The following is a 20,858-nucleotide window of genomic DNA, read 5'->3' as shown; positions in this document are numbered from 1 at the left end:
CGCAATCCTGTCCGACAGAGCGGGTTTTTCGCGAGACGGGGATGCGGCCGAGATGAGAGCGATGGTCGTCGAGCTTTTCGACCGGGTGCCGGAGATCCGCGACGTGCCGGACCCGGTGCCGGCGCCCGACGGCGTGGTGATCGACGTCAAGGCCACGGGGCTGTGCCGCAGCGACTGGCACGGCTGGAAGGGGCACGATCCCGATATCCGCCTGCCCCACGTGCCGGGGCACGAATTCGCCGGCGTGGTGGCGGCGACGGGGTCGGCGGTGCGCCGGTTCCGGGTCGGCGACCGGGTCACGGTGCCGTTCATCGCGGCCTGCGGCCATTGCCGGGAATGCCATGCCGGCCACCAGCAGGTCTGCGAGGCGCAGTTCCAGCCCGGCTTCACCCATTGGGGCTCGTTCGCCGAGTTCGTGGCGATCGACCGGGCCGACCACAACCTCGTGCGCCTGCCCGACGACATGACCTTCGCCACGGCGGCGAGCCTCGGCTGCCGCTTCGCGACCTCGTTCCGGGCGGTCGTCGACCAGGGCCGCGTGCGCGGCGGCGAGTGGGTCGCCGTCCACGGCGCCGGCGGGGTCGGCCTCTCGGCGATCATGATCGCGTCCGCCCTCGGCGCCCGGGTCGTCGCGGTGGACATCGCCGAGTCCAAGCTCGCGCTCGCCCGGGCGATGGGGGCCGATGCCACGATCGACAGCCGCGCCGTGCCGGACGTGGTCGAGGCGGTCCGGGAGATCACCGGTGGAGGCGCCCACGTGTCGATCGACGCGCTCGGCCACCCCGAGACCTGCTTCAACTCCATCGCCAACCTGCGGCGGCGCGGCCGCCACGTGCAGGTCGGCCTGATGCTCGCCGACCATGCCCGGGCGTCGATTCCGATGGCGCAGGTCATCGCGCACGAGCTCGAGATCTACGGCAGCCACGGCATGCAGGCCTGGCGCTACGACGCCATGCTGGAGATGATCCGGGCCGGCCGGCTCACGCCGGAGCGGCTCCTGGGCGAGACGCTCTCGCTCGCGCAAGCCGTTCCGGCACTCGTCGCGATGGGGGACACGGCGCCCGACGGCATCGCGATCATCGATCCGCGGGCCTGAGCGGGCCTCCCGCTTGCGGCGCCGGAGCGGGCTGGATGCCGGCCCGGCGCGGCACCCGCTCAACCGGCGGAGGCGACAGCGGGGGTCTTGCCCTCGCCCCGCAGCAGGAAGTCCGGGATCGCCTCGCCGAACACCGCGTCGGCCGCCGCCCGGTCGTCCGCCGCCACGGCCGCCGCCAGCCGGTCGAGCCAGGCCTGCAACTGGGCACGGTCGGCGAAGACGGGTTTGGCCGCCATCACCCCGTCGATGCCGGCGAGGTTCACCATCGGCTCGTCGCGGGCGAACAGGATCTCGTTCAGGCGCTCGCCCGGGCGGGCGCCGGTGACCAGCACGTCGATGTCCTCGCCGGGCTCGAAGCCGGCGAGCCGGATCATCCGCTCGGCGAGGTCGCGGATCCGCACCGGCTGGCCCATCTTGAGCACGTAGACGGCGGCGCGCTGGTCGCCGGCCTTCGGGTCGCGGGCCTCGCGGTCGGCGTGCGACGCGGCGGTGAGGACGAGGTCGGCGGCCTCGCGCACCGTCATGAAGTAGCGCACCATGTCCGGGTGCGTCAGCGTGACGGGGCCGCCGCGGGCGATCTGCGCCTTGAACACCGGCACCACCGAGCCGACGGAACCCAGCACGTTGCCGAAGCGCACCGCCACCAGGCGGGTCTCGCCGGGTGTGCGGCCGGCATCGAGGGCCTGGGCGTACATCTCGGCGAAGCGCTTGGTGACGCCGAGCTGCGAGACCGGCTCGATCGCCTTGTCGGTCGAGATCATGACGAGCGCCTTGGCGCCGGCGGCCAGCGTCGCGTCGGCGACGTTGACCGAGCCGAAGACGTTGGTCTTGATGCCCTCGCTCCAGTCGCGCTCGAGGTAGGGCACCTGCTTCAAGGCGGCGGCGTGGAAGACGTAGTCGGGCCGGAACTCCTTCAGCACCCGAAACAGCCGGTCGCGGTCGCGGATGTCGGCGATGACGCCGCTCACCCCCTCCTGGCCGGAGAGGCCGGGGCGGCTCAGGACCCCGTGCAGGGCGGGCTCGGAACTCTCCAGCACCAGGACGGCGCTCGCCCCGAAGGCGACGGCGCGGGCGCAGATCTCCGAGCCGATCGAGCCGCCGCCACCGGTGACGACGATCCGCTGCCCGGTCAGGAAGTGCTCCAGCCGCGGCCGGTCGATGGCGACGGTCGGGCGGAGCAGCAGGTCCTCGATCTCGATCGGGGCGAGTTCCGCCCCGCGGCCGGCATCGCCGAGGCTCGTGACCCGCGCGAGCGGCAGGCCGAGGCGGCGCGCCCGCGCGATCAGCGCCTCGGGCTCGGCCTCGGGGGCGAGGGCGCTCGGGGTCGCGACGAGGCGGCGGATCGGCACGCCGCGGGCGGCCATGGCGGCCACCACCGCGTCGAGGTCGGAGACGGATCCCAGCACCGGCACGCCGCGCATGGTCTGGCCCTGCTCCTCGGCCCGGGGCGAGAGGATGCCCTTCGGGTCGAGCTTGCGCACGGCGCCCGACTCGATGGCGCGCAGCACCACCTCGATGTCGTGGCCGCGCCCGATCAGCAGGGTCGGGGTGCTGGCGGCCCGCGCCGCACTCTGGCGCGAGCGGCTGTATTTCAGGTAGCGGAACGCCAGCCGCGGCCCGCCGAGCAAAAAAATCTGCAGGACGAAATAGAGCCCGATGGCGATCTTGCCGAAGAAGTAGATGCCGAACAGGGCCGGCGAGACCAGCACGTAATCGAGCACCAGGAGCAGCAGGGTCAGCACCGCCACGGCCCGCACGATGTTGGCGAGGTCCGGCAGCGAGGCGAAGCGCCACTTGGTCCGATAGAGCCCGAAGGCACGATAGACCAGGCCGGCGCAGGCCACGAAGGGCGGCAGCAGCACCGGCAAATGGGCGAGCCGCTCGGCTAGGAGCGGGCCGTCGAAGCGGATCGCGAAGGTGAGGAGCACGGCGAGGGCCGTCGCCACGAGGTCGTGGACGATGATCGTCGCGGTCTTGAGGATCTGTCTGCGCATCGGGAGCCGGGCGCGGTATCGGCCGGGGCTTCCGCGGTGTCAACGCGGGGTGGTGGCGCCGGTGCCCCGCGCAGGGAGACTTGCCAAACGCCGCCGCTCCGCCATCGGACATGCGGCCAGGGAGCGTCGCGGATGCACGGTCCGTGCAAGGGAGCCCCCGCATCCCATGCCCGGCCCTGCCTTCTTCCAGCTCCAGGCCGCCCCCGCCGATTGGAACGGTGTCGTCCCCGAAGCCGCGGCGCGCCGCTCACGATCGTCCGACGCGCCCCGGCCAGCCGGCCTTCTGTCGCCGCATGCGCCCGCTCGAGGCCGCCTGCGGCACGACGAATGATCTTACGAGGCCCGGGACGGGCTCGACACGGTGCTGGAGCCCGGCCGCGGGTTCCTGGTGGCGGATCACCCCGGGGCGATGCCGGCGAGTGCCGGACAGCCGGAGCCCCTCGCCGCGCGCGGGTCTCGCCTGAGGCACGGCGCCGCCCCGCTTCCGGGCCCGACCGTCCTACATGACGGCGATGTCTCACGAATCGTCCCCTCCCGTCATGACCCGCGCGGCCGGCCTCGCGGCGCTGGCCGCCTTCCTCGCCGGCCCCGGCGCCGATTACGCCGCCGCCCGCAACACCGATCGCGGCCGGGGCGCGGCGCCGACGACCTCGGCCCTGTCGCCCTACCTGCGCCGCCGGCTCCTGACCGAGGAGGAGGTCGTCCGGGCAAGCCTGCGCGCCTTCGGTGGGCGCGGGGCGGAAAAATTCATCAGCGAGGTCTTCTGGCGCACCTATTTCAAGGGCCATCTCGAGACCCATCCGGAGGCCTGGACGCGCTACCTCGCCGGGTGCGACGCCGGGCGCGACCGTCTCGCCACCGAGCCCGGCCTGCGCCGGACCCACGAACGGGCGATCGCCGGACGGACCGGGATCGACGGGTTCGACGACTGGGCCGTGCAGCTCGTGGAGGAAGGCTGGCTGCACAACCACGCCCGGATGTGGTTCGCCTCGATCTGGATCTTCACCCTGCGCCTGCCCTGGGAACTCGGCGCCGACTTCTTCCTCCGCCACCTCCTCGACGGCGATCCGGCGAGCAACACCCTGTCCTGGCGCTGGGTCGCGGGCCTGCACACGCGGGGCAAGCCCTACCTCGCGCGGCGCGACAACATCCGGGAGTTCACCGACGGCCGACACGATCCCGCCGGCCTCGACGAGCGGGCGGCCGCCCTGGAGGAGGAGACACCGCCGCGCGAGGTTCCGCCGGCGCCGGCCGATGCGCCGCCGGACGGTCCGGTCGCCCTGCTCCTGCATCTCGACGACCTGCACCCGGAGAGCCTGTCCCTCGGCGGCGCCCGGGTGGTGCGGGTCGGCGGCCTGACCGCTTCGGTCGAGGGCGTGGCCGACCGGGTCCGCGCGGCGGACGAGGCGGCGATCGGGGATGCGCTCGCCCGGGCGGGCGCGCATTTCGGCTGCCCGGTCGAGCCGGTGCGGGAGGGGTGGGCCGGCGACCTGCCGGTGGTGACCCCGTTCGCTCCCATCGGCCCTTCCGCCGAGGCGCTGCCGGCGGGCTGCCGCCGGATCCGGCGGGACTGGGACGAGCGGTGCTGGCCGCTGTCGAACCGGGGCTATTCGCGGCTGCGGGGGGCGATTCCGAAGCTGACGGGAGCGTGAGCGAGGGGAAGCGCGCCGTCGCAATCTGCCGGTTGTCGCTTCCGGAGGATGCAATCAGATCGGGTCGGCTCTCGGGATCGAGTCGCGTCCGCGACGCGGCACGGCGAGACCCGGGCTCCTACCCCGCCGCCAGCAAGCAAATCCGCCGCGTCACCCGCCACGAGGCCGCGAAGGCCGGGACCGGCAGGAACTCGAACCGCGAGTGGAAATTGTGGGTGCCGGTGAAGTAGTTCGGCGTCGGCAGCCCGCGGGCCGAGAGGGCCGCGCCATCGGTGCCGCCGCGCATCGGGATCTGGCGCGGGGCGATTCCCTCGGCCTCGAGCGCCGCGAACAGGAGATCGACCGATCGGCGATCGTCGCCGAGGCTGTCGTGGATGTTGCCGTAGGTGTCGGTGATCCGGCACGCGACCCGGCCGGTCGGATAGAGGGCGGCGATCTCCTCGGTCACCGCGTGCAGGCGCGCCTTGCGGGCGGCGAAGCTCTCGCGATCGAAGTCGCGGATCATCGCCTGGAGGCGCGCCTCGCCGGAATGGGCCTGGAGGCCGTTGAACCAGATGTAGCCCTCGCGGCCCTCGGTGTTCTCCGGCGTCTCGGCCCGGTCGAACCGCGCGATGAAGTCGTGCGCCATCAGGAGCGGGTTCACCATCACGCCCTTGGCCGACATCGGATGCGCGGCGACGCCGGTGAACACGATCTCGGCGCCGGCGGCGTTGAAGGTCTCGATCACCACCTCGCCGAGGCCGCAGGCATCGATCGTGTAGGCGAAATCGACGGGCAGGCGGGCGAGGTCGAGGGCCTTGGCGCCGCGCAGCCCGATCTCCTCGTCGGGCACGAAGGCGACGAAGATGTCGCCATGCGGGTCCTGCGGCGTCAGGGTGGCGAGCAGCGTCATCAGGATCGCGATCGCCGCCTTGTTGTCGGCCCCGAGCACGCTGGTGCCGTCGCCGACGATCACGTCCTCGCCCTGGTAGGGGGCGATCTCCGGATGCTCGGCGACGCGCAGCCAGACGTCCCGGTCGCGGTTAAGGCAGAGGTCGGCGCCCTCGAAGCGCAGCACCTGCGGGCGGATCTCGGGCGAGAGCCCGACATCGACGGTGTCGAGATGGGCGACGAAGCCGATCGGCGGGGCGCCGGGCCGGGTGCCGGGTTTGCGCGCCGTCAGGATCGCATGCTCGTCGAGCACCACGTCGGTCAGTCCGAGATCGCGCAGCTCACCGGCGAGCAACTCGGCCAGGGTGCGCTGGCCCGGGGTGCTCGGCAGGGTGGTGGCGCCGGCGTCGCTCTGGCTCGCCACCGCGAGGTAGCGAAAGAAGCGCTCGACCAGCTGGGCCCGCAGGGCCGTCTCGTCCGCCATGGCGTGTCGTTCCCTCGGATCCTGCAACGTCATCGATTACACATGTCTCACCCGCGACCTCATCCTGAGGTGCTGGGCGATCGAAGATCGCACAGCCTCGAAGGAGGGCTCCAGGGATCGCCGAGACTTCTGGAGCCCTCCTTCGAGGTCAGTCCATCGATGATGGACCGACACCTCAGGATGAGGTCGTGGGTGGGATGGACAAGATACCCGCAACACCGTCAGGTGAGCGCCACCGCGAATCCGCGCTGTACCCCAGGCCGCGCCATCAGCGCCTCGTACCAGCGCCGCACGTTCGGGTAGTCCGCCAAGTCGACCCGGTGCCGGGCATGGCGCCAGGCCCAACCGAGAATCGCGAAATCGGCGATCGAGAGGGCGCCGGCGACGAACTCGCCCTCCCCCAGCCGCCTGTCGAGCACGCCGTAGAGCCGGCGCGTTTCCTTCTGGTAGCGCTCGAGCCCGTAGGCGCGATCCTTTTCGTCGACGCCGAGGAAGTGGTGGACCTGGCCCGGCATCGGCCCGAAGCCGCCCATCTGCCACATCAGCCATTCCATGACCTGGACCCGGCCGCGCCCGGAAGCGGGCAGGAACAGCCCCGTCTTCTCGGCGAGGTAGACCAGGATCGCGCCCGATTCGAACACCGAGATCGGCGCCCCGTCCGGGCCTTCCGAATCGACGATCGCCGGGATGCGGTTGTTCGGGCTGATGGCGAGGAAATCCGGCGCGAATTGCCGGCCCTTGGTGATGTCGACCGGCTCGACCCGGTAGGTCAGGCCCATCTCCTCCAGGGCGACGCTGATCTTGCGGCCGTTCGGCGTGTCCCAGGCGTAGAGCTGGATCATGCTGCGCTCCCTCCGGCGGGCTTTCCCGGCAAATCCTAACACCCGGTTACCAGGGCGCGGGGCCCGGCGACAAGCGCTGCCACGACCAGGGCGGCGATCCGGATTCGACGTTAACCGCGATTGAAGAGGATCGGGGACGACCTCCGAAAACCCTGTTGCGTCCACGATTTGGAAGGAAGGCGGGGCCTAGCGTCGGGCCATGAGACGGATTCGGGACGGCAGGGCGGCAGGGAACGGCACGGCGCGGCGGGCGCCGTCCCTCAGCAGACTTGCGTTGGCAGGCCAACGCTTCGTCCGCTTAGGTTGTTGTTTTATCGCAGATTTTTGTCGCAAAACCGGCAGCCACTTTTGCGAAATCTGCTTAGGCCCGACACGGACGTGACGATGAGCCATCGGCGCAACGACCAGATCGACATGGTGGTGCCCTTCGTCCATTTCCGCGACCAGCGGGAGACGATGGAGCGGCCGTTCTTCTCGATCGCCAAGCAGAAGCGCCTGAAGGAGATCGACTATACGAGCCCCGACGGCTCGGTCTGGGTGCGGGTGCTGCCGAACCAGGCCTACGGCATGGCGACGATCTGGGATGCCGACATCCTGATCTGGGCCGCCTCGACGATCTGCGAGATGAAGAAGCGCGGCCGCAACGACATCCCGCGCAAGCTCAACTTCATGCCCTACGACCTGCTGAAGGGAATCGGCCGCGAGACCGGCGGGCGGCAATACAAGCTCCTGCGCGACGCGCTGTTTCGCCTGCAATCGACCTCGGTGCGCACCAACATCCGGGCCGAGAAGGCCAAGCGCAAGGAACGCCAGTTCAGCTGGATCGACGCCTTCGACGACACGATCGACGAGGAGACCAATGCCAGCCGGGGCATGTCGATCACCCTGTCGGACTGGTTCTACGAGGGCGTGCTGATGGATGGCGGGGTGCTCGCCATCGACCCGGCCTATTTCGGCATCACCGGCGGGCGCGAGCGCTGGCTCTACCGCATCGCCCGCAAGCATGCCGGGGGGGCGGGCGACAGCGGTTTTGCCATCAGCCTGCCGACCCTGTTCGACAAGTCGGGCGCGGAAGGCACCTATCGCCGGTTCAAGTTCGAGATCGCCAAGATCGCCAAGGCGGACGAGCTGCCGGGCTTCGTCCTGCGGATCGAGGACAAGGAGCGCGGCGAGCCGCACCTGCGGATGATCCGCCGCGACCTCGTCACCGACGAGGGAGTGGTCGTCGCCGCGCCCAAGCCCAAGCGGACCCGCAAGCCGAAGGCGTCGGCCGAGCTGCCGCTCTTCCGCCACCTGTCGGACGAGACGATCGCGCTCTGCCGCAAGGCCCATCCGGGCTGGGACGTGTACGGGCTGAAGACCGAGTTCGACCACTGGCTCGAAGGCGACGCGACCCGCGAGCCGAAGAACTACGAGAGCGCCTTCCTGGGGTTTGCCGAGCGCTTCGTGCGCGACGCACACTGATCCACAGGCCCGCCCGTTCCCGATGTACGAGGGGAGCGGCGGCCGAGAACGACGGCTCCGAGGGGAAATCCCCGGAATCCCTGTGAACGAGTCGGGTGGACTCGGCACTTCGGGAACGCCCGGGGGTCGGGTCGGCACTTCGGGAACGCGCACCGTGCGATCGGGAACGCCGGCACGGTACTTCGGGGACAGGACGGCCGGTACAACGGGGACGAATCCCCGGTACAACGGGAACGGTCCACCCGCGTTAAACATTTGGGCGAGTTTCAGGAATCGCCGCCCCCGACGCGCCTAAATCGATAAAGATTCCTGTAACACTCTAAGCGGTGCATTCTGGGGAAAAGCCGGACGGCGAGTCGAAGCCCGAGTCGTGGCCGGCAATCGCGAGTCGAGGCGCGATCCACACGGCACCCACAGGAGTCCACGGGACTCGCCGGAACGAATCGATCCACTACGGCATCTATCGAACCGAGGCCGCCAGGCTGGACTCGACTCGAGAAAGCTTTCCTGTGGGACTCTCCGGGATGGAGGATCACGATCTCGACTCGCCGGACCGCGGCATCGTACGAGCGGATTCAAGGCGGCTGTGTGGATGGATGGCTTTGCGCGAGGGCGAAAAAACGGGGGGTTCGCACCATGGCGAACCGTTCGTGAAGTACGCCCGGGCGGCAAGAAGCGGGATGGAAATGCGATCCGCGACGCCGGCGAGGCGCGGGAGGGTGCCGATCGCGATCACGGAAAGCCGGCGGCGGGGAGTTCCCGGTGATGCGGAGCGGGTGCGGCGACGCGAGGACGTACATCGGGGACAGCGGGGAGAAGCGCCTGATGCGGGACCGGGTTCTGCACGGTTTACCCGCAATCCCGAACGCTGCCCCGGTGGATAGGGCAGGCACGGGAGGGCGGTCCTGAAGATCAAGGGTCGCCAATCGAGGACGAAGCGGTTTTGCCGTCTCCGAGGCCCCTCGCGGATGTCGTAGCGGGGAAAGGCGAAGTTCCCGAAATACGTCGCGCGGTCTCGGACCAGTTCCGCGTACGGTTCCAGGCCTTTCGCACCCTCGACCTCATCCTGAGAGCCTGTTTGAGCAGGATTTCTACCAAATATTTGAGGCAGACGGGACCATCCTACCCGCTAACCTCATCCTGAGGTGCGAACGAAGTGAGCCTCGAAGGAGGGCTCCAGGGATCGCAGAGGCTTCTGGAGCCCTCCTTCGAGGTCAGTCGATCTTCGATCGACTAACACCTCAGGATGAGGTCGAGGGTGGGAAGACCCCATGCCGGCAGCTTTCCCGCGGTTGTCGTATTCTGTGGGTCAAGACAGTCGGCGTTCCGCTTCATCCTGCATCGTCAGCGGTTATGGATCCCGGGTTCCGCTTTCGCGGCCCCGGGATGACGTCGAGGGTTTGAATGCGCTCAGGTCGCTCGGACAGGACCGTGGAAACGCCTTACCCCAGCGACGGCAGATCCAGACCATGCTCCCGGGCGCAGGCCGCCGCGTCCTCGTAGCCGGCATCCGCATGGCGCATCACGCCGGTGGCGGGGTCGTTCCACAAGACCCGCTCCAGGCGCCGGTCCGCGGCCTCGCTGCCGTCGCAGACGATCACCATGCCGGCATGCTGCGAGAAGCCCATGCCGACCCCGCCGCCGTGATGCAGCGAGACCCAGGTCGCGCCGGACGCGGTGTTGAGGAGGGCATTCAGGAGCGGCCAGTCGGAGACCGCGTCCGACCCGTCGCGCATCGCCTCCGTCTCGCGGTTCGGCGAGGCGACCGAGCCGGAATCGAGGTGGTCGCGGCCGATGACGATCGGCGCCTTCAATTCGCCCTTGCGCACCATCTCGTTGAAGGCCAGCCCGAGGCGGTGACGGTCGCCCAAGCCCACCCAGCAGATCCGCGCCGGCAGGCCCTGGAACCGGATTTTTTCCCGCGCCATGTCGAGCCAGCGGTGGAGATGGTGGTTGTCGGGCAGAAGCTCCTTCACCTTGGCATCGGTGCGGTAGATGTCCTCCGGGTCGCCGGACAGGGCGCACCAGCGGAACGGCCCGACGCCGCGGCAGAAGAGCGGGCGAATGTAGGCCGGCACGAAGCCCGGGAAGGCGAAGGCGTCCTCGACGCCCTCCTCCAGCGCCATCTGGCGGATGTTGTTGCCGTAATCGACCACCGGCACCCCGGCGCGGTGGAAATCGAGCATCGCCCGGACATGCACCGCCATCGAACGCTTCGCCGCCGCCGCCACCGCGGCCGGATCGGTCTCGCGCTTCGCTTCCCACTCGGCGACGGTCCAGCCCGCCGGTAGGTAGCCGTTGACCGGATCGTGGGCCGAGGTCTGGTCGGTGACGCAATCGGGGCGCACGCCGCGGGCATAGAGCTCGCCGAAGATGTCGGCGGCGTTGCCGAGCAGCGCGACAGAGCGCGGGGTCTTGGTGCGGCGGGATTCCTCGATCAGCTCCAGGGCGTGGTCGAGGTCGCGGGCCTGGACGTCGACGTAAGCAGTGCGCAGGCGGAACTCGATGCGCGAGGCCTGCGCCTCGACCGCGAGGCAGGAGGCCCCCGCCATGGTGGCGGCGAGCGTCTGCGCGCCGCCCATGCCGCCGAGACCGGCGGTGAGAATCCAGCGGCCTGACAGGTCGCCGGCATAATGCTGGCGGCCCATCTCGACGAAGGTCTCGTAGGTGCCCTGAACGATGCCCTGGCTGCCGATATAGATCCAGGACCCGGCCGTCATCTGGCCGTACATCATCAGGCCCTTGCGATCGAGCTCGTGAAAATGCTCCCAGGTCGCCCAGTGCGGCACCAGGTTCGAGTTGGCGATCAGCACCCGGGGGGCATCCGCATGGGTGCGGAACACCCCGACCGGCTTGCCGGACTGGACCAGCAGGGTCTGGTCGTCGTCGAGGTCGCGCAGGGCCGCCACGATGCGGTCGAAGCTCGCCCAGTCCCGCGCCGCCCGGCCAATGCCGCCATAGACCACCAGTTCGCCCGGCCGCTCGGCGACGTCGGGATCGAGGTTGTTCATCAGCATCCGCAGCGGCGCCTCGGTCAGCCAGCTCTTGGCGGTGAGGGCCGTGCCGTGGGGGGCGCGGACGATGCGGGCGTTGTCGATGCGGGTCATGGGGGGCTCCGGGTAGGAGGGTGGCATTCGATCGTCGTGCAACTCATCCCACCCACACCCTCATCCTGAGGTGCTGGGCGATCGAAGATCGCACAGCCTCGAAGGAGGGCTCCAGTGATCTCGGAGACTTCTGGAGCCCTCCTTCGAGGTCAGTCGATCGAAGATCGACTGACACCTCAGGATGAGGTCGCGAACAGGAGAAAACAGTCTCGTGGTCAGCGCGCTCCGCAGATGCGGGCATGAAGCGGGTTGAACCCCATGCGGTAGACGAGCTCGGCCGGCCGCTCGACCGACCACACGGCGAGGTCGGCGCGCTTGCCGGCTTCGAGCGTGCCGACCTCGGACAGGATCCCGAGCGCGCGGGCGGCCTCGCGGGTGGTGCCGGCCAGGCATTCCTCGACGGTGAGGCGGAACAGGGTCGCGGCCATGTTCATGGCGAGCAGCAGCGAGGTGAGCGGCGAGGTGCCGGGATTGGCATCCGTCGCGACCGCCATCGGGACGCCGTGGCGCCGGAACAGCCCGACCGGCGGCAGCACGGTCTCGCGGATGAAGTAATAGGCGCCGGGCAGCAGCACCGCGACGGTGCCGCTCGCCGCCATGGCGGCGGCCCCGGCCTCGTCGGTATGTTCGAGGTGATCGGCCGACAGCGCGTGATGACGTGCCGCCAGGGCGGCACCGCCGAGATTCGAGAGCTGGTCGGCATGGAGCTTCACCGGCAACCCGAGCGACTCCGCCCGCGCGAACACCCGCGCGACCTGATCGGGCGAGAAGGCGATGCCTTCGCAGAACGCATCGACCGCATCGACGAGGCCGTCCGCGGCGAGCGCCGGCAGCATCGTGTCGGCGACCTCGGCGATATAGGCGTCCTTGTCGCCGCGGGCCTCCGGCGGCAGGGCGTGGGCGCCGAGGAAGGTGGTGCGGATCGTGACCGGGCGCAGCTCCGCGAGCCGGCGGGCGGCGCGGAGCGCCTTGCGCTCGCTCGGCAGATCGAGGCCGTAGCCCGACTTCACCTCGACGGTGGTGACGCCCTCGGCCATCAGCGCGTCGAGCCGGGGCAGGGTCTGGCGCACGAGGTCGTCCTCGCTCGCGGCCCGCAGGGCGCCGACCGACGAGACGATGCCGCCGCCGGCCCGCGCCACCTCCTCGTAGGAGGCGCCGCTCAAGCGCAACTCGAATTCGTGCGCCCGGTCGCCGGCCCAGACGAGGTGGGTGTGGCAGTCGATCAGGCCGGGGGTGATCCAGCGGCCCTCGCCGTCGATCGTCTCGGCGCCCGCGAGAGCCGCCCCCGGCAGGTCGGCCGCGGGCCCGGCATACAGGATGCGGCCGTCGCGGATCGCCAGCGCGCCCTGCTCGACCGCGCCGATGCCCGCGAGCCCGGGCGCGAAGGTGGCGAGCCGGACGTTGCGCCAGACCTGCGTCACGCCTTCACTCCCGCTCATGCGCATCTCCTCGTGATTCGCGTATATGTATAGACATGAGCGATCCGCTTTGTATAGACATGAATGGCGAGGCGCGGGAGCGCATCGCCCGATGCAGGAGACGCGCCGATGCAGGGGATGCTCCGATGACCGTGCTGCACGCCGCCCAGGCCCTGACGCCCACGGGCTGGCAGGCCGATCTCCGGCTGACCGTGACCGAGGGGCGGTTCTCGGCCCTGGAGGCGGGCGCTGCGCCGCTTCCCGGGGATACCCGGGTCGCCGTGCTGGTGCCGGGCCTGCCGAACCTGCACAGCCACGCCTTCCAGCGCGGCATGGCGGGGCTGGCCGAGCGGCGGGGGCCGTCCTCCGACACGTTCTGGACCTGGCGCGAGACGATGTACCGCTTCGCCCTGCGGATGAGCCCGGACGAGGCCGAGGCGGTCGCAGCGCAAGCCTATCTCGAGATGCTCGAATCCGGCTTCACCCGGGTCGGCGAGTTCCACTACCTGCACCACGGCCCGGACGGGCGCCCCTACGGGAACGTCGCCGAGATGGCGGAGCGGATCGCCGCCGCGGCCTCCCTCACGGGCCTGCGCCTCTCCCTGCTGCCGGTGCTCTACCGCTGGTCGAATTTCGGCGGCGCGGCCCCGAATGAGGGGCAGCGTCGCTTCGTCAGCGACCTCGACCTGTTCGGGCGCCTCGTCGCGGAATCCCGCGCCGCCCTGGCGACGCTGCCCGGCGCCACCCTCGGCGTCGCGCCCCACAGCCTGCGGGCGGTGACGCCGGAGGATCTGTCGGCGTCCGTCGCCCTGGCGGAAGGCGGGCCGGTCCACATCCACGTGGCCGAGCAGGTGCGGGAGGTGGAGGATTGCCTGGCCTGGTCCGGCGCGCGCCCGGTGCAATGGCTCCTCGACCATGCCGGGCTCGGCCCGCAATGGTGCCTGATCCACGCCACCCACATGACGCCGGACGAGACGACGCGATGTGCGCAAAGCGGCGCCGTCGCGGGCCTGTGCCCGGTGACGGAAGCCAGCCTCGGCGACGGCATCTTCCCCGCCCCCGGCTTCGTCGCGGCGGGCGGGCGCTACGGAATCGGCACCGATTCGAACGTGCTGGTGGGCGCGGCCGACGAGCTGCGCCAGCTCGAATACGCCCAGCGCCTCGGAGAGCGCCAGCGCAACGTGCTCGCCGCCCCGGGCGCCTCGACGGGGCGGGCCCTGTTCGACGCGGCTTTCGCCGGCGGCATCCAGGCGCTGGCGGCGGAAGCAGGCGGGCTCAAGCTGGGGGCTCCGGCCGATTGCGTGGCGCTGGCCGGGACGGATCCGGCACTCCTCGAACGGCACGGCGACGCCCTCCTCGACGGCTGGATCTTCGCGGCCGGGTCGCGGGCGGTCGACGCGGTCTGGGTGGCGGGCCGGCAGGTCGTCGCGGATGGGCGGCACCGGGCCCGGGAGGCGGTGGGCGCGCGGTATGCGGCGGTGCTCCGGCGGTTGATGGCGGAGTGACGGCCTAGGCTCCTTGCGCCGCGCGCCGTCACGGAACTGTCGGAATGGCCCTGGCCCTCCCAGGTCCGATCGGCTATCAGCCCCGCCGCCCCGGCAACGGCGCCGGGCCTGGCTCGAGAGTGATGCGGTACGAGGTCGAGCGGAAGTTCCTGGTCGCCCATGCGGGCTGGCGCGAGCACGCGGTGAGCCGGCACCGGCTCACGGACGGGCTCGTGGGCGAGTTCGCCGGCGGCAAGGTGCGGGTGCGGCTCGACGACGAGCGCGCCTGGCTCACCGTCAAGGGCCGGCGCGACGGCCTGTCCCGGCCGGAATTCGAGTACGAGATCCCGCGGGACGAGGCCGAGGCGATGCTGCACCTCGTCTGCGAGACCTGCCTGATCGAGAAGACGCGCCACTGCGTGCCCCATGACGGCATGGTCTGGACGGTGGACGAGTATGGCGGCGCGCTCGCCGGCATGGTGCTCGCCGAGATCGAGCTGGAGCACGAGGCGCAGGTCGTCGCCCTGCCGGACTGGCTCGGCCGCGAGGTCACGGCGGATGCCCGCTTCCGCCAGTCGACCCTGCTGCGCCTCGCCCGCGAGGCCGGCCGCCCGGTGACCCTGACCGAGGTGATCGCGGCGGCGCTGTGATGGCCCGACCCGCGGTCTCGTCCGCGTCAGCGGCGCCCCCTGAAGCGGAAGCCGCAGGATAGGCAATATAATTCTCATGCGCCGCCGTCGAGGAAGTGTTGACAACTTCCGATACTGCTCTGGCGCGACGATGATCGATACGGTCGGAGTGGCGGTCGCGGGGCGATTGTGCTTGCCGTTCACATCGGCTATGAGCCGGCCGCAAGATCATCGAGCCGAACCGGCCAGCGTCCTTCCCGCCTCCGAGGCCGGTTCACGGGTGTCTCCCACGCCCTGATGCCTCGCGTCTTCGGCGGAGTGACGCCCCCCGCCCCAGACCGGGAGCGGAACCCCCGTCGCGAGGGACCGGCCGACCACGGCCGAGGGACCGCGACGGCGACGAGGAAACCCACCCGAATGGCCTTGGACGCGCGGGCCCGCCCGCCGTCGCGATCTGACGCCTGTCACGGCCGAGGGTGTCTCTGCGCACCCGCCGGCCCGCACGAGAACGGGATCTGGCCATGCGTGCCGACGACAAGACCACCTCCCTGAAGTCCTCCTCGTCCAAGGAGACCTGCCCGACCGGCGTGAGCCGCCGCCAGATCCTCGGCGGTGCGGCCGCCGGCCTCGCGGCCTCGGCGCTGCCCGAATCGCTCGCCGTCGCGCAGAGCGCCGACAAGACCGACGTGCTGCTGATCGGCGGCGGCATCATGAGCGCGACGCTCGGCGTCTGGCTCAACGAGCTGGAGCCCGGCTGGTCGATCCGGATGATCGAGCGCCTCGACCAGGTCGCGCTGGAAAGCTCGAACGGCTGGAACAATGCCGGCACCGGCCACTCGGCGCTTGCCGAGCTGAACTACACGCCCGAGAAGAAGGGTAAGATCGAGATCGCCAAGGCGGTCGAGATCAACGAGGCGTTCCAGGTCACCCGCCAGTTCCTCGCCTGGCAGGTGAAGAACGGCGTCCTCAAGAACCCGAAGTCGTTCATCAACTACACGCCCCATATGAGCTTCGTCTGGGGTGACGACAACGTCGCCTATCTGAAGAAGCGCTACGAGGCGCTGAAGGCGAGCCCGCTGTTCGCCGGGATGGCGTTCTCGACCGATCCCGGTCAGCTGAAGCAATGGGTCCCCCTGATGATGGAGGGACGCGACCCGAACCAGACGGTCGCCGCGACCTGGTCGCCGCTCGGCACCGACGTCGAGTGGGGCGAGGTTACCCGCCAGTACGTCGCCCACCTGAAGACCCAGAAGAGCTTCCGCCTCGACGTCTCGACCGAGGTCCAGGGCATCACGAAGAACCCGGACGGCTCCTGGCGCGTCACCGCGCGCAACCTCAAGGACGGGTCGCGCCAGGCCATCGACGCCAAGTTCGTGTTCATCGGCGCCGGCGGCGGCGCGCTGCACCTGCTCCAGGCCTCCGGCATCCCGGAGGGCCGGGACTATGCCGGCTTCCCCGTCGGCGGCTCGTTCCTGATCAACGAGAATCCGGACGTGGCGACGCTCCACCTCGCCAAGGCCTACGGCAAGGCCTCGGTCGGCTCGCCGCCGATGTCGGTGCCCCATCTCGACACCCGCGTGCTCGGGGGCAAGCGCGTCCTCCTGTTCGGCCCCTTCGCGACCTTCTCGACCAAGTTCCTGAAGGAGGGCTCGTATTTCGACCTCCTGACCTCGACCACGACCAGCAACGTCTGGCCGATGATGAAGGTCGGCTTCGACGAGTACCCGCTGGTCGAGTACCTCGCCGGCCAGCTGATGCTCTCCGACGACGACCGCCTGGCGGCCCTGCGGGAGTACTTCCCGAGGGCCAAGAAGGACGAGTGGCGCCTGTGGCAGGCCGGCCAGCGCGTGCAGATCATCAAGCGCGACACGGACAAGGGCGGCGTGCTGAAGCTCGGCACCGAGATCGTCGCGGCCAAGGACGGCAGCATCGCCGCCCTGCTCGGCGCCTCGCCCGGCGCCTCGACCGCGGCGCCGATCATGCTGGAGGTGCTCCAGAAGGTCTTTTCGAAGAACGTCGCCACGCCCGACTGGCAGGAGAAGATCCGCCGGATCGTCCCGAGCTACGGCCAGCGGCTCAACGACGACCCGGAGAAGGTGGCGCAAGCCTGGGCCTATACCAGCGAGCAGCTGCAACTGCCGGCCCCGCCGGCGATCGACCGCGGCCCGCTCAAGCCCACCCCGGTGAGCGACACCGTGCTCAACGGCAACGACGCGCCGGTCAAGGGGCCGGTCGGCGACCTGGCGCCCTGAGGTGGCCCGGTCCGCGACGGCGGGGTGATCGCTCCACCGTCACAGGTGGGGTGGTGCTGGGGCGTGAGCCCCCTCCCCTTCCCGCGTGTAGAACCGTCCGGGACAAGAATGGCGCGGGTCCCCCCTCCTCCCTCTGCGGAGCAGGCCGGGAGAGGGGCAGCGCGACGCTGATCCAGAGGGCGCCTCTCAGAACGGTTCGATCCTCTCCGGACGGGGAACCGGTCCTGCATCCCCACCGTTCTCCCGATACGGCCAAGCTCCCGGCCGGTCCCGAGACACCACCCATGACCATCGCCCTGCGCCTCGCCACCACGGCCCTCCTCCTCGGCTTCGGGATCGGCGCCGCCCAGGCACAGGGCACGGCCCGCGGGGCCCAGGACGGCGCGGCCCGGGGCGAGGCGATCGCCGGGCCGGTGGGCGCGGTGGTGGGCGGGGCCATCGGGGCCGCCGTCGGCACCGCCAACAGCATCCTGGGCATCGACCGGCGCGAGCGCTTCCGCATCTACGCCGCGGGCGAGCACCGGCCGTCCTTCCGCCATGACGGGCCGGTGCGCGTCGGGACCGTGCTGCCGCCCGAGGGCGTGATCTACTACGACGTGCCGCCGGAATTCGCGCTCAAGGGCTTCAACTACACCATCGTCAACGACCACCCGGTGCTGGTCGAGCCCGGGACGCGCCGCATCGTCGAGGTGATCGACTGATACCAACGGTCGTTGGAAACGACCTTTGGTTCCGTTCTCGAATTTTCGTCAAGCCTCTGGCTTGTTATAGAAAATTCGAGATGGCTCAATGGCCCGATGCGTCAGCATCTTGGGCCATTGGTATGACAGGCCTCCGGGCGCCGCTTACGGCGCGCGACGGACGCGGAGGCTCCGCAATCGCCGCGCGACCGATCGGAAAGCCTGTGACGGGATCGGCCGTGACCTTCGGGCCGTCTTCGCGTTAAGAGCCGGGACCGAAAGCCCCGGCCACGCATGTCACGCACTCCCGATCCGCTCGATATCGTGTGCGATCCCGACCGCCTCGCCGCGCTCGATTCGTACGCCATCCTCGACACGCTGCCCGAGCAGGGCTTCGACGACGTGGTGCGCCTGGCGAGCCGCCTGTGCGATACGCCGATCGCGCTGGTGAGCCTGGTCGCCGGCACCCGGCAATGGTTCAAGGCCCGCACGGGCTTTCCCCTCCCCCAGACCGATCTCGGCCGCTCGGTCTGTGCCCATGCCCTGGTGCAGCCGGACGAACTCCTCGTCATCCCCGACCTGAGCCGGGATCCCCGCACCCGCGACAACCCGCTCGTCACGGCCTCGCCAGGCATCCGGTTCTATGCCGGGGCGCCGCTGCGCACGCCCGACGGGCTGGGGCTCGGCACGCTCTGCGTGATCGACTACGTCCCGCGGCCGGAGGGCCTGAGCGCCGCCGAGGCCGGCGACCTGCGGGCCCTGGCACGGCAGGTGATGGCCCAGTTCGCCCTGCGCCGGGCGGTGGCGGAGCAGGAGGTGGCCCTGGAGGCGGTGCGGGCCACCGAGGAGCGCTACCGCCGGGCGGCCCAGGCCACCCGGGACGCGATCTGGGACTGGGATTTCGCCACCGGCCACGTGCTCTGGAACGAGGCCCTGGAGGCGGCCTACGGCCACCCCCTCGCCGATGTCGCGCCGACCGCGGCGTGGTGGATCGACCACATCCATCCCGACGACCGCGCCCGGATCGACGCCTCGATCCACGCCGTCATCGACGGGGCCGGGACGGTGTGGGGCGACGAGTACCGCTTCCGCCGCGCCGACGGCTCCTACGCGGACGTCTTCGATCGCGGCTCGGTGATCCGCGACGAGGCCGGTCGCGCGGTGCGGATGATCGGCGCGATGCTCGACCTCACCGAGCGCAAGCGGGCCGAGGCGGAGCGGCGCGACTCGGAACGCCGGCTCGACTTCGAGCGCGGCCTGCTCGAAGCGGTGTTCCGGCAGGCACCGGTCGGCATCTCGGTCGCCGGGATCGGGCCTGGAGCCCCGAACCTGATCAATGCCCGGGCCGAGGCGATCCTCGGCCACGGCATCGACGGTCCCGCCCTCTCCCGCTACGCCTCCTTCCGCGCCGAGCACGCCGACGGTCGCCCCTACGCGCCGGACGAGTACCCGTCCTTGCGCGCGCTGCGGGAGGGCGCGGTGGTGACGGCCGAGGCGATGCGCTACCGCAACGGCACGACCGGGGCCTTGCGCCTGCTCGAGGTCTCCAGCAGCCCGGTCCGCGACGAGGACGGTACGATCCGGGCCGCGGTCACGGTCTTCCTCGACGTGACCGAGCAGCGCGAGGCGCAAGCCGCGCTTCGCCGCCTCGCCCTCGTCGCCGAACAATCGAGCGACTTCATCGCCATCGCGGATGCGCAGGGCCGGATCGACTACGTCAACCCGGCCGGCCGGGCCCTGGTGGGCCTCAGCGAGGAGGCGGCGCAGGACGTGCGCCTGACCGACGTCTTCACGCCGGAGGACCTCCCCTTCGCCGAAGGCACGATCCTGCCGGCGATTCGGGACGGCGGGTGCTGGAGCGGCGAATTCCGCATGCGCAACCTCGCCACCGGGGCGGTGGTGCCGGTGCGCTACAACCTGTTCGCCCTGCGGGGCCCCGGCGGGGCGTTCGAGGGTTTCGCGGCGGTGAGCTACGACATCTCGGCCCGCAAGGCGGCGGAGGCGCAGCAGGAGATCCTCAACCGCGAGCTGAGCCACCGGCTCAAGAACACCCTGGCGATGGTCCAGGCCATCGCCGTGCAGACCCTGCGCAACGCCGCCGACCCGGCCGCCGCCCGCGAGGCGCTGGTGGCCCGGCTGGTGGCGCTCGGCAAGGCGCACGACCTCCTGCTGACCGGCGAGGGCGAGAGCGCCGACCTTCGGGCGGTGCTCGCCGACGCCCTCGCCATCCACGACGACGGCCGGCCCGGACGGTTCCGGCTCGGAGGACCGCCGGTCCCGTGCGGGGCGCCGGCGGCGCTTTCCCTCGCCCTGATGGCGCACGAACTCGCCACCAACGCGGTGAAGTACGGCGCCCTTCGCACTCCCGAGGGCTACGTCACCCTCGACTGGACGATCACCGACCCCGCCGCCCCGGTCCTGGCCCTGCGCTGGCAGGAGCATGGCGGTCCTCGCGTCACGCCGCCCGCCCGCAAGGGATTCGGCTCGCGCCTGATCGAACGGGGGCTGGCCGGCACCGTCGATGGCGAGGTCGCGACGCAATACCTGCCGGAGGGGGTGGTGTGTACGCTCACGGCGCCGCTGCTGGAGCTGCGGCGGGGGGAGTGAGGCGACGTATCCGCGACGAGTTCGTGCAGAGCTGGGGCACGTCTCCCATCCGACGGATGGGAGAGGGGCCGGTGGTGACGGTCGCGCGCTTCAGGATTGAGAGCCTGTTTGATCGACTCAGACACTTACTCCCACACACGACCTCATCCTGAGGTGTCAGTCGATTGAAAATCGACTGACCTCGAAGGAGGGCTCCAGGGATTGCGAAGACTTCTGGAGCCCTCCTTCGAGGCTCCTTTCAGTCGCACCTCAGGATGAGGTCGCGAGAGGGATGGAAAA

13 protein-coding genes are annotated in these 20,858 nt (G+C 70.5%); 8 read left to right on the top strand and 5 right to left on the bottom strand.

What is annotated here, in order from left to right; genetic code table 11:
* Positions 1-52 precede the first annotated feature (52 nt).
* A complete protein-coding gene (locus F1D61_RS02930; protein ID WP_203156439.1) occupies positions 53-1,096 on the top strand; it encodes a zinc-dependent alcohol dehydrogenase family protein in 1,044 nt (347 codons plus the stop codon).
* Between the two features lie 59 nt (positions 1,097-1,155).
* Here F1D61_RS02930 and F1D61_RS02925 read toward each other — a convergent pair whose 3' ends face one another.
* On the bottom strand, positions 1,156-3,090 hold the full coding sequence (locus tag F1D61_RS02925; RefSeq protein ID WP_203156438.1) for an SDR family NAD(P)-dependent oxidoreductase: 1,935 nt from the start codon (positions 3,088-3,090) through the stop codon (positions 1,156-1,158).
* A 539-nt stretch (positions 3,091-3,629) separates the two neighbouring features.
* Between F1D61_RS02925 and F1D61_RS02920 the strand changes: the two genes are divergently transcribed.
* Complete coding sequence (locus tag F1D61_RS02920) at positions 3,630-4,742, top strand: FAD-binding domain-containing protein (RefSeq protein ID WP_203156437.1); 1,113 nt, start codon at positions 3,630-3,632, stop codon at positions 4,740-4,742.
* Between the two features lie 118 nt (positions 4,743-4,860).
* Here F1D61_RS02920 and pepT read toward each other — a convergent pair whose 3' ends face one another.
* Both pepT and F1D61_RS02910 read right to left on the bottom strand, forming a co-directional pair.
* Positions 4,861-6,096, bottom strand: a complete 1,236-nt coding sequence (pepT, locus tag F1D61_RS02915; protein ID WP_203156436.1) for a peptidase T — start codon at positions 6,094-6,096, stop codon at positions 4,861-4,863.
* 221 nt (positions 6,097-6,317) lie between these two features.
* Positions 6,318-6,938, bottom strand: coding sequence for a glutathione S-transferase family protein (locus F1D61_RS02910; RefSeq protein ID WP_203156435.1), 621 nt, complete (start codon positions 6,936-6,938; stop codon positions 6,318-6,320).
* Positions 6,939-7,322: 384 nt separating this feature from the next.
* Between F1D61_RS02910 and F1D61_RS02905 the strand changes: the two genes are divergently transcribed.
* Positions 7,323-8,402 (top strand): replication initiator protein A, encoded by a 1,080-nt coding sequence (locus F1D61_RS02905; protein ID WP_203156434.1) that lies wholly within the window; start codon positions 7,323-7,325, stop codon positions 8,400-8,402.
* A 1,442-nt stretch (positions 8,403-9,844) separates the two neighbouring features.
* On the opposite strand, the gene hutU is transcribed toward F1D61_RS02905, so the two are convergent.
* Entirely contained in the window at positions 9,845-11,509 is a 1,665-nt protein-coding gene (hutU, locus tag F1D61_RS02900; RefSeq protein WP_203156433.1) for a urocanate hydratase, read from the bottom strand.
* 215 nt (positions 11,510-11,724) lie between these two features.
* On the bottom strand, positions 11,725-12,948 hold the full coding sequence (gene hutI, locus F1D61_RS02895) for an imidazolonepropionase (protein ID WP_203156432.1): 1,224 nt from the start codon (positions 12,946-12,948) through the stop codon (positions 11,725-11,727).
* Between the two features lie 125 nt (positions 12,949-13,073).
* Between hutI and F1D61_RS02890 the strand changes: the two genes are divergently transcribed.
* From F1D61_RS02890 to F1D61_RS02870, 5 genes are all read left to right on the top strand, one after another.
* Positions 13,074-14,432 carry a formimidoylglutamate deiminase gene (locus tag F1D61_RS02890; RefSeq protein WP_203156431.1) on the top strand — a complete coding sequence of 453 codons (1,359 nt, stop codon included), beginning with the start codon at positions 13,074-13,076 and terminating at the stop codon, positions 14,430-14,432.
* Between the two features lie 122 nt (positions 14,433-14,554).
* A complete protein-coding gene (locus tag F1D61_RS02885) occupies positions 14,555-15,061 on the top strand; it encodes a CYTH domain-containing protein (RefSeq protein WP_203156430.1) in 507 nt (168 codons plus the stop codon).
* 500 nt (positions 15,062-15,561) lie between these two features.
* Positions 15,562-17,292, top strand: a complete 1,731-nt coding sequence (gene mqo, locus F1D61_RS02880; protein ID WP_203156429.1) for a malate dehydrogenase (quinone) — start codon at positions 15,562-15,564, stop codon at positions 17,290-17,292.
* A gap of 284 nt (positions 17,293-17,576) precedes the next feature.
* Positions 17,577-17,993 (top strand): DUF1236 domain-containing protein, encoded by a 417-nt coding sequence (locus tag F1D61_RS02875; RefSeq protein ID WP_203156428.1) that lies wholly within the window; start codon positions 17,577-17,579, stop codon positions 17,991-17,993.
* Positions 17,994-18,266: 273 nt separating this feature from the next.
* Positions 18,267-20,579 (top strand): PAS domain S-box protein, encoded by a 2,313-nt coding sequence (locus tag F1D61_RS02870; protein WP_203156427.1) that lies wholly within the window; start codon positions 18,267-18,269, stop codon positions 20,577-20,579.
* Positions 20,580-20,858 lie beyond the last annotated feature (279 nt).

The organism is Methylobacterium aquaticum (assembly GCF_016804325.1).
GTDB lineage: Bacteria > Pseudomonadota > Alphaproteobacteria > Rhizobiales > Beijerinckiaceae > Methylobacterium > Methylobacterium aquaticum_C.
Note: the sequence above shows the minus strand (reverse complement) of the source record. Positions and strands in the feature narration are given on the sequence as shown.

Coding starts and splice junctions, on each gene's coding strand:
- F1D61_RS02930 (WP_203156439.1), top strand. CDS start 53: ATGAGAGCGATGGTCGTCGAGCTTTTCGACCGGGTGCCGGAGATCCGC.
- F1D61_RS02925 (WP_203156438.1), bottom strand. CDS start 3,090: ATGCGCAGACAGATCCTCAAGACCGCGACGATCATCGTCCACGACCTC.
- F1D61_RS02920 (WP_203156437.1), top strand. CDS start 3,630: ATGACCCGCGCGGCCGGCCTCGCGGCGCTGGCCGCCTTCCTCGCCGGC.
- pepT (WP_203156436.1), bottom strand. CDS start 6,096: ATGGCGGACGAGACGGCCCTGCGGGCCCAGCTGGTCGAGCGCTTCTTT.
- F1D61_RS02910 (WP_203156435.1), bottom strand. CDS start 6,938: ATGATCCAGCTCTACGCCTGGGACACGCCGAACGGCCGCAAGATCAGC.
- F1D61_RS02905 (WP_203156434.1), top strand. CDS start 7,323: ATGAGCCATCGGCGCAACGACCAGATCGACATGGTGGTGCCCTTCGTC.
- hutU (WP_203156433.1), bottom strand. CDS start 11,509: ATGACCCGCATCGACAACGCCCGCATCGTCCGCGCCCCCCACGGCACG.
- hutI (WP_203156432.1), bottom strand. CDS start 12,948: ATGAGCGGGAGTGAAGGCGTGACGCAGGTCTGGCGCAACGTCCGGCTC.
- F1D61_RS02890 (WP_203156431.1), top strand. CDS start 13,074: ATGACCGTGCTGCACGCCGCCCAGGCCCTGACGCCCACGGGCTGGCAG.
- F1D61_RS02885 (WP_203156430.1), top strand. CDS start 14,555: ATGCGGTACGAGGTCGAGCGGAAGTTCCTGGTCGCCCATGCGGGCTGG.
- mqo (WP_203156429.1), top strand. CDS start 15,562: ATGCGTGCCGACGACAAGACCACCTCCCTGAAGTCCTCCTCGTCCAAG.
- F1D61_RS02875 (WP_203156428.1), top strand. CDS start 17,577: ATGACCATCGCCCTGCGCCTCGCCACCACGGCCCTCCTCCTCGGCTTC.
- F1D61_RS02870 (WP_203156427.1), top strand. CDS start 18,267: ATGTCACGCACTCCCGATCCGCTCGATATCGTGTGCGATCCCGACCGC.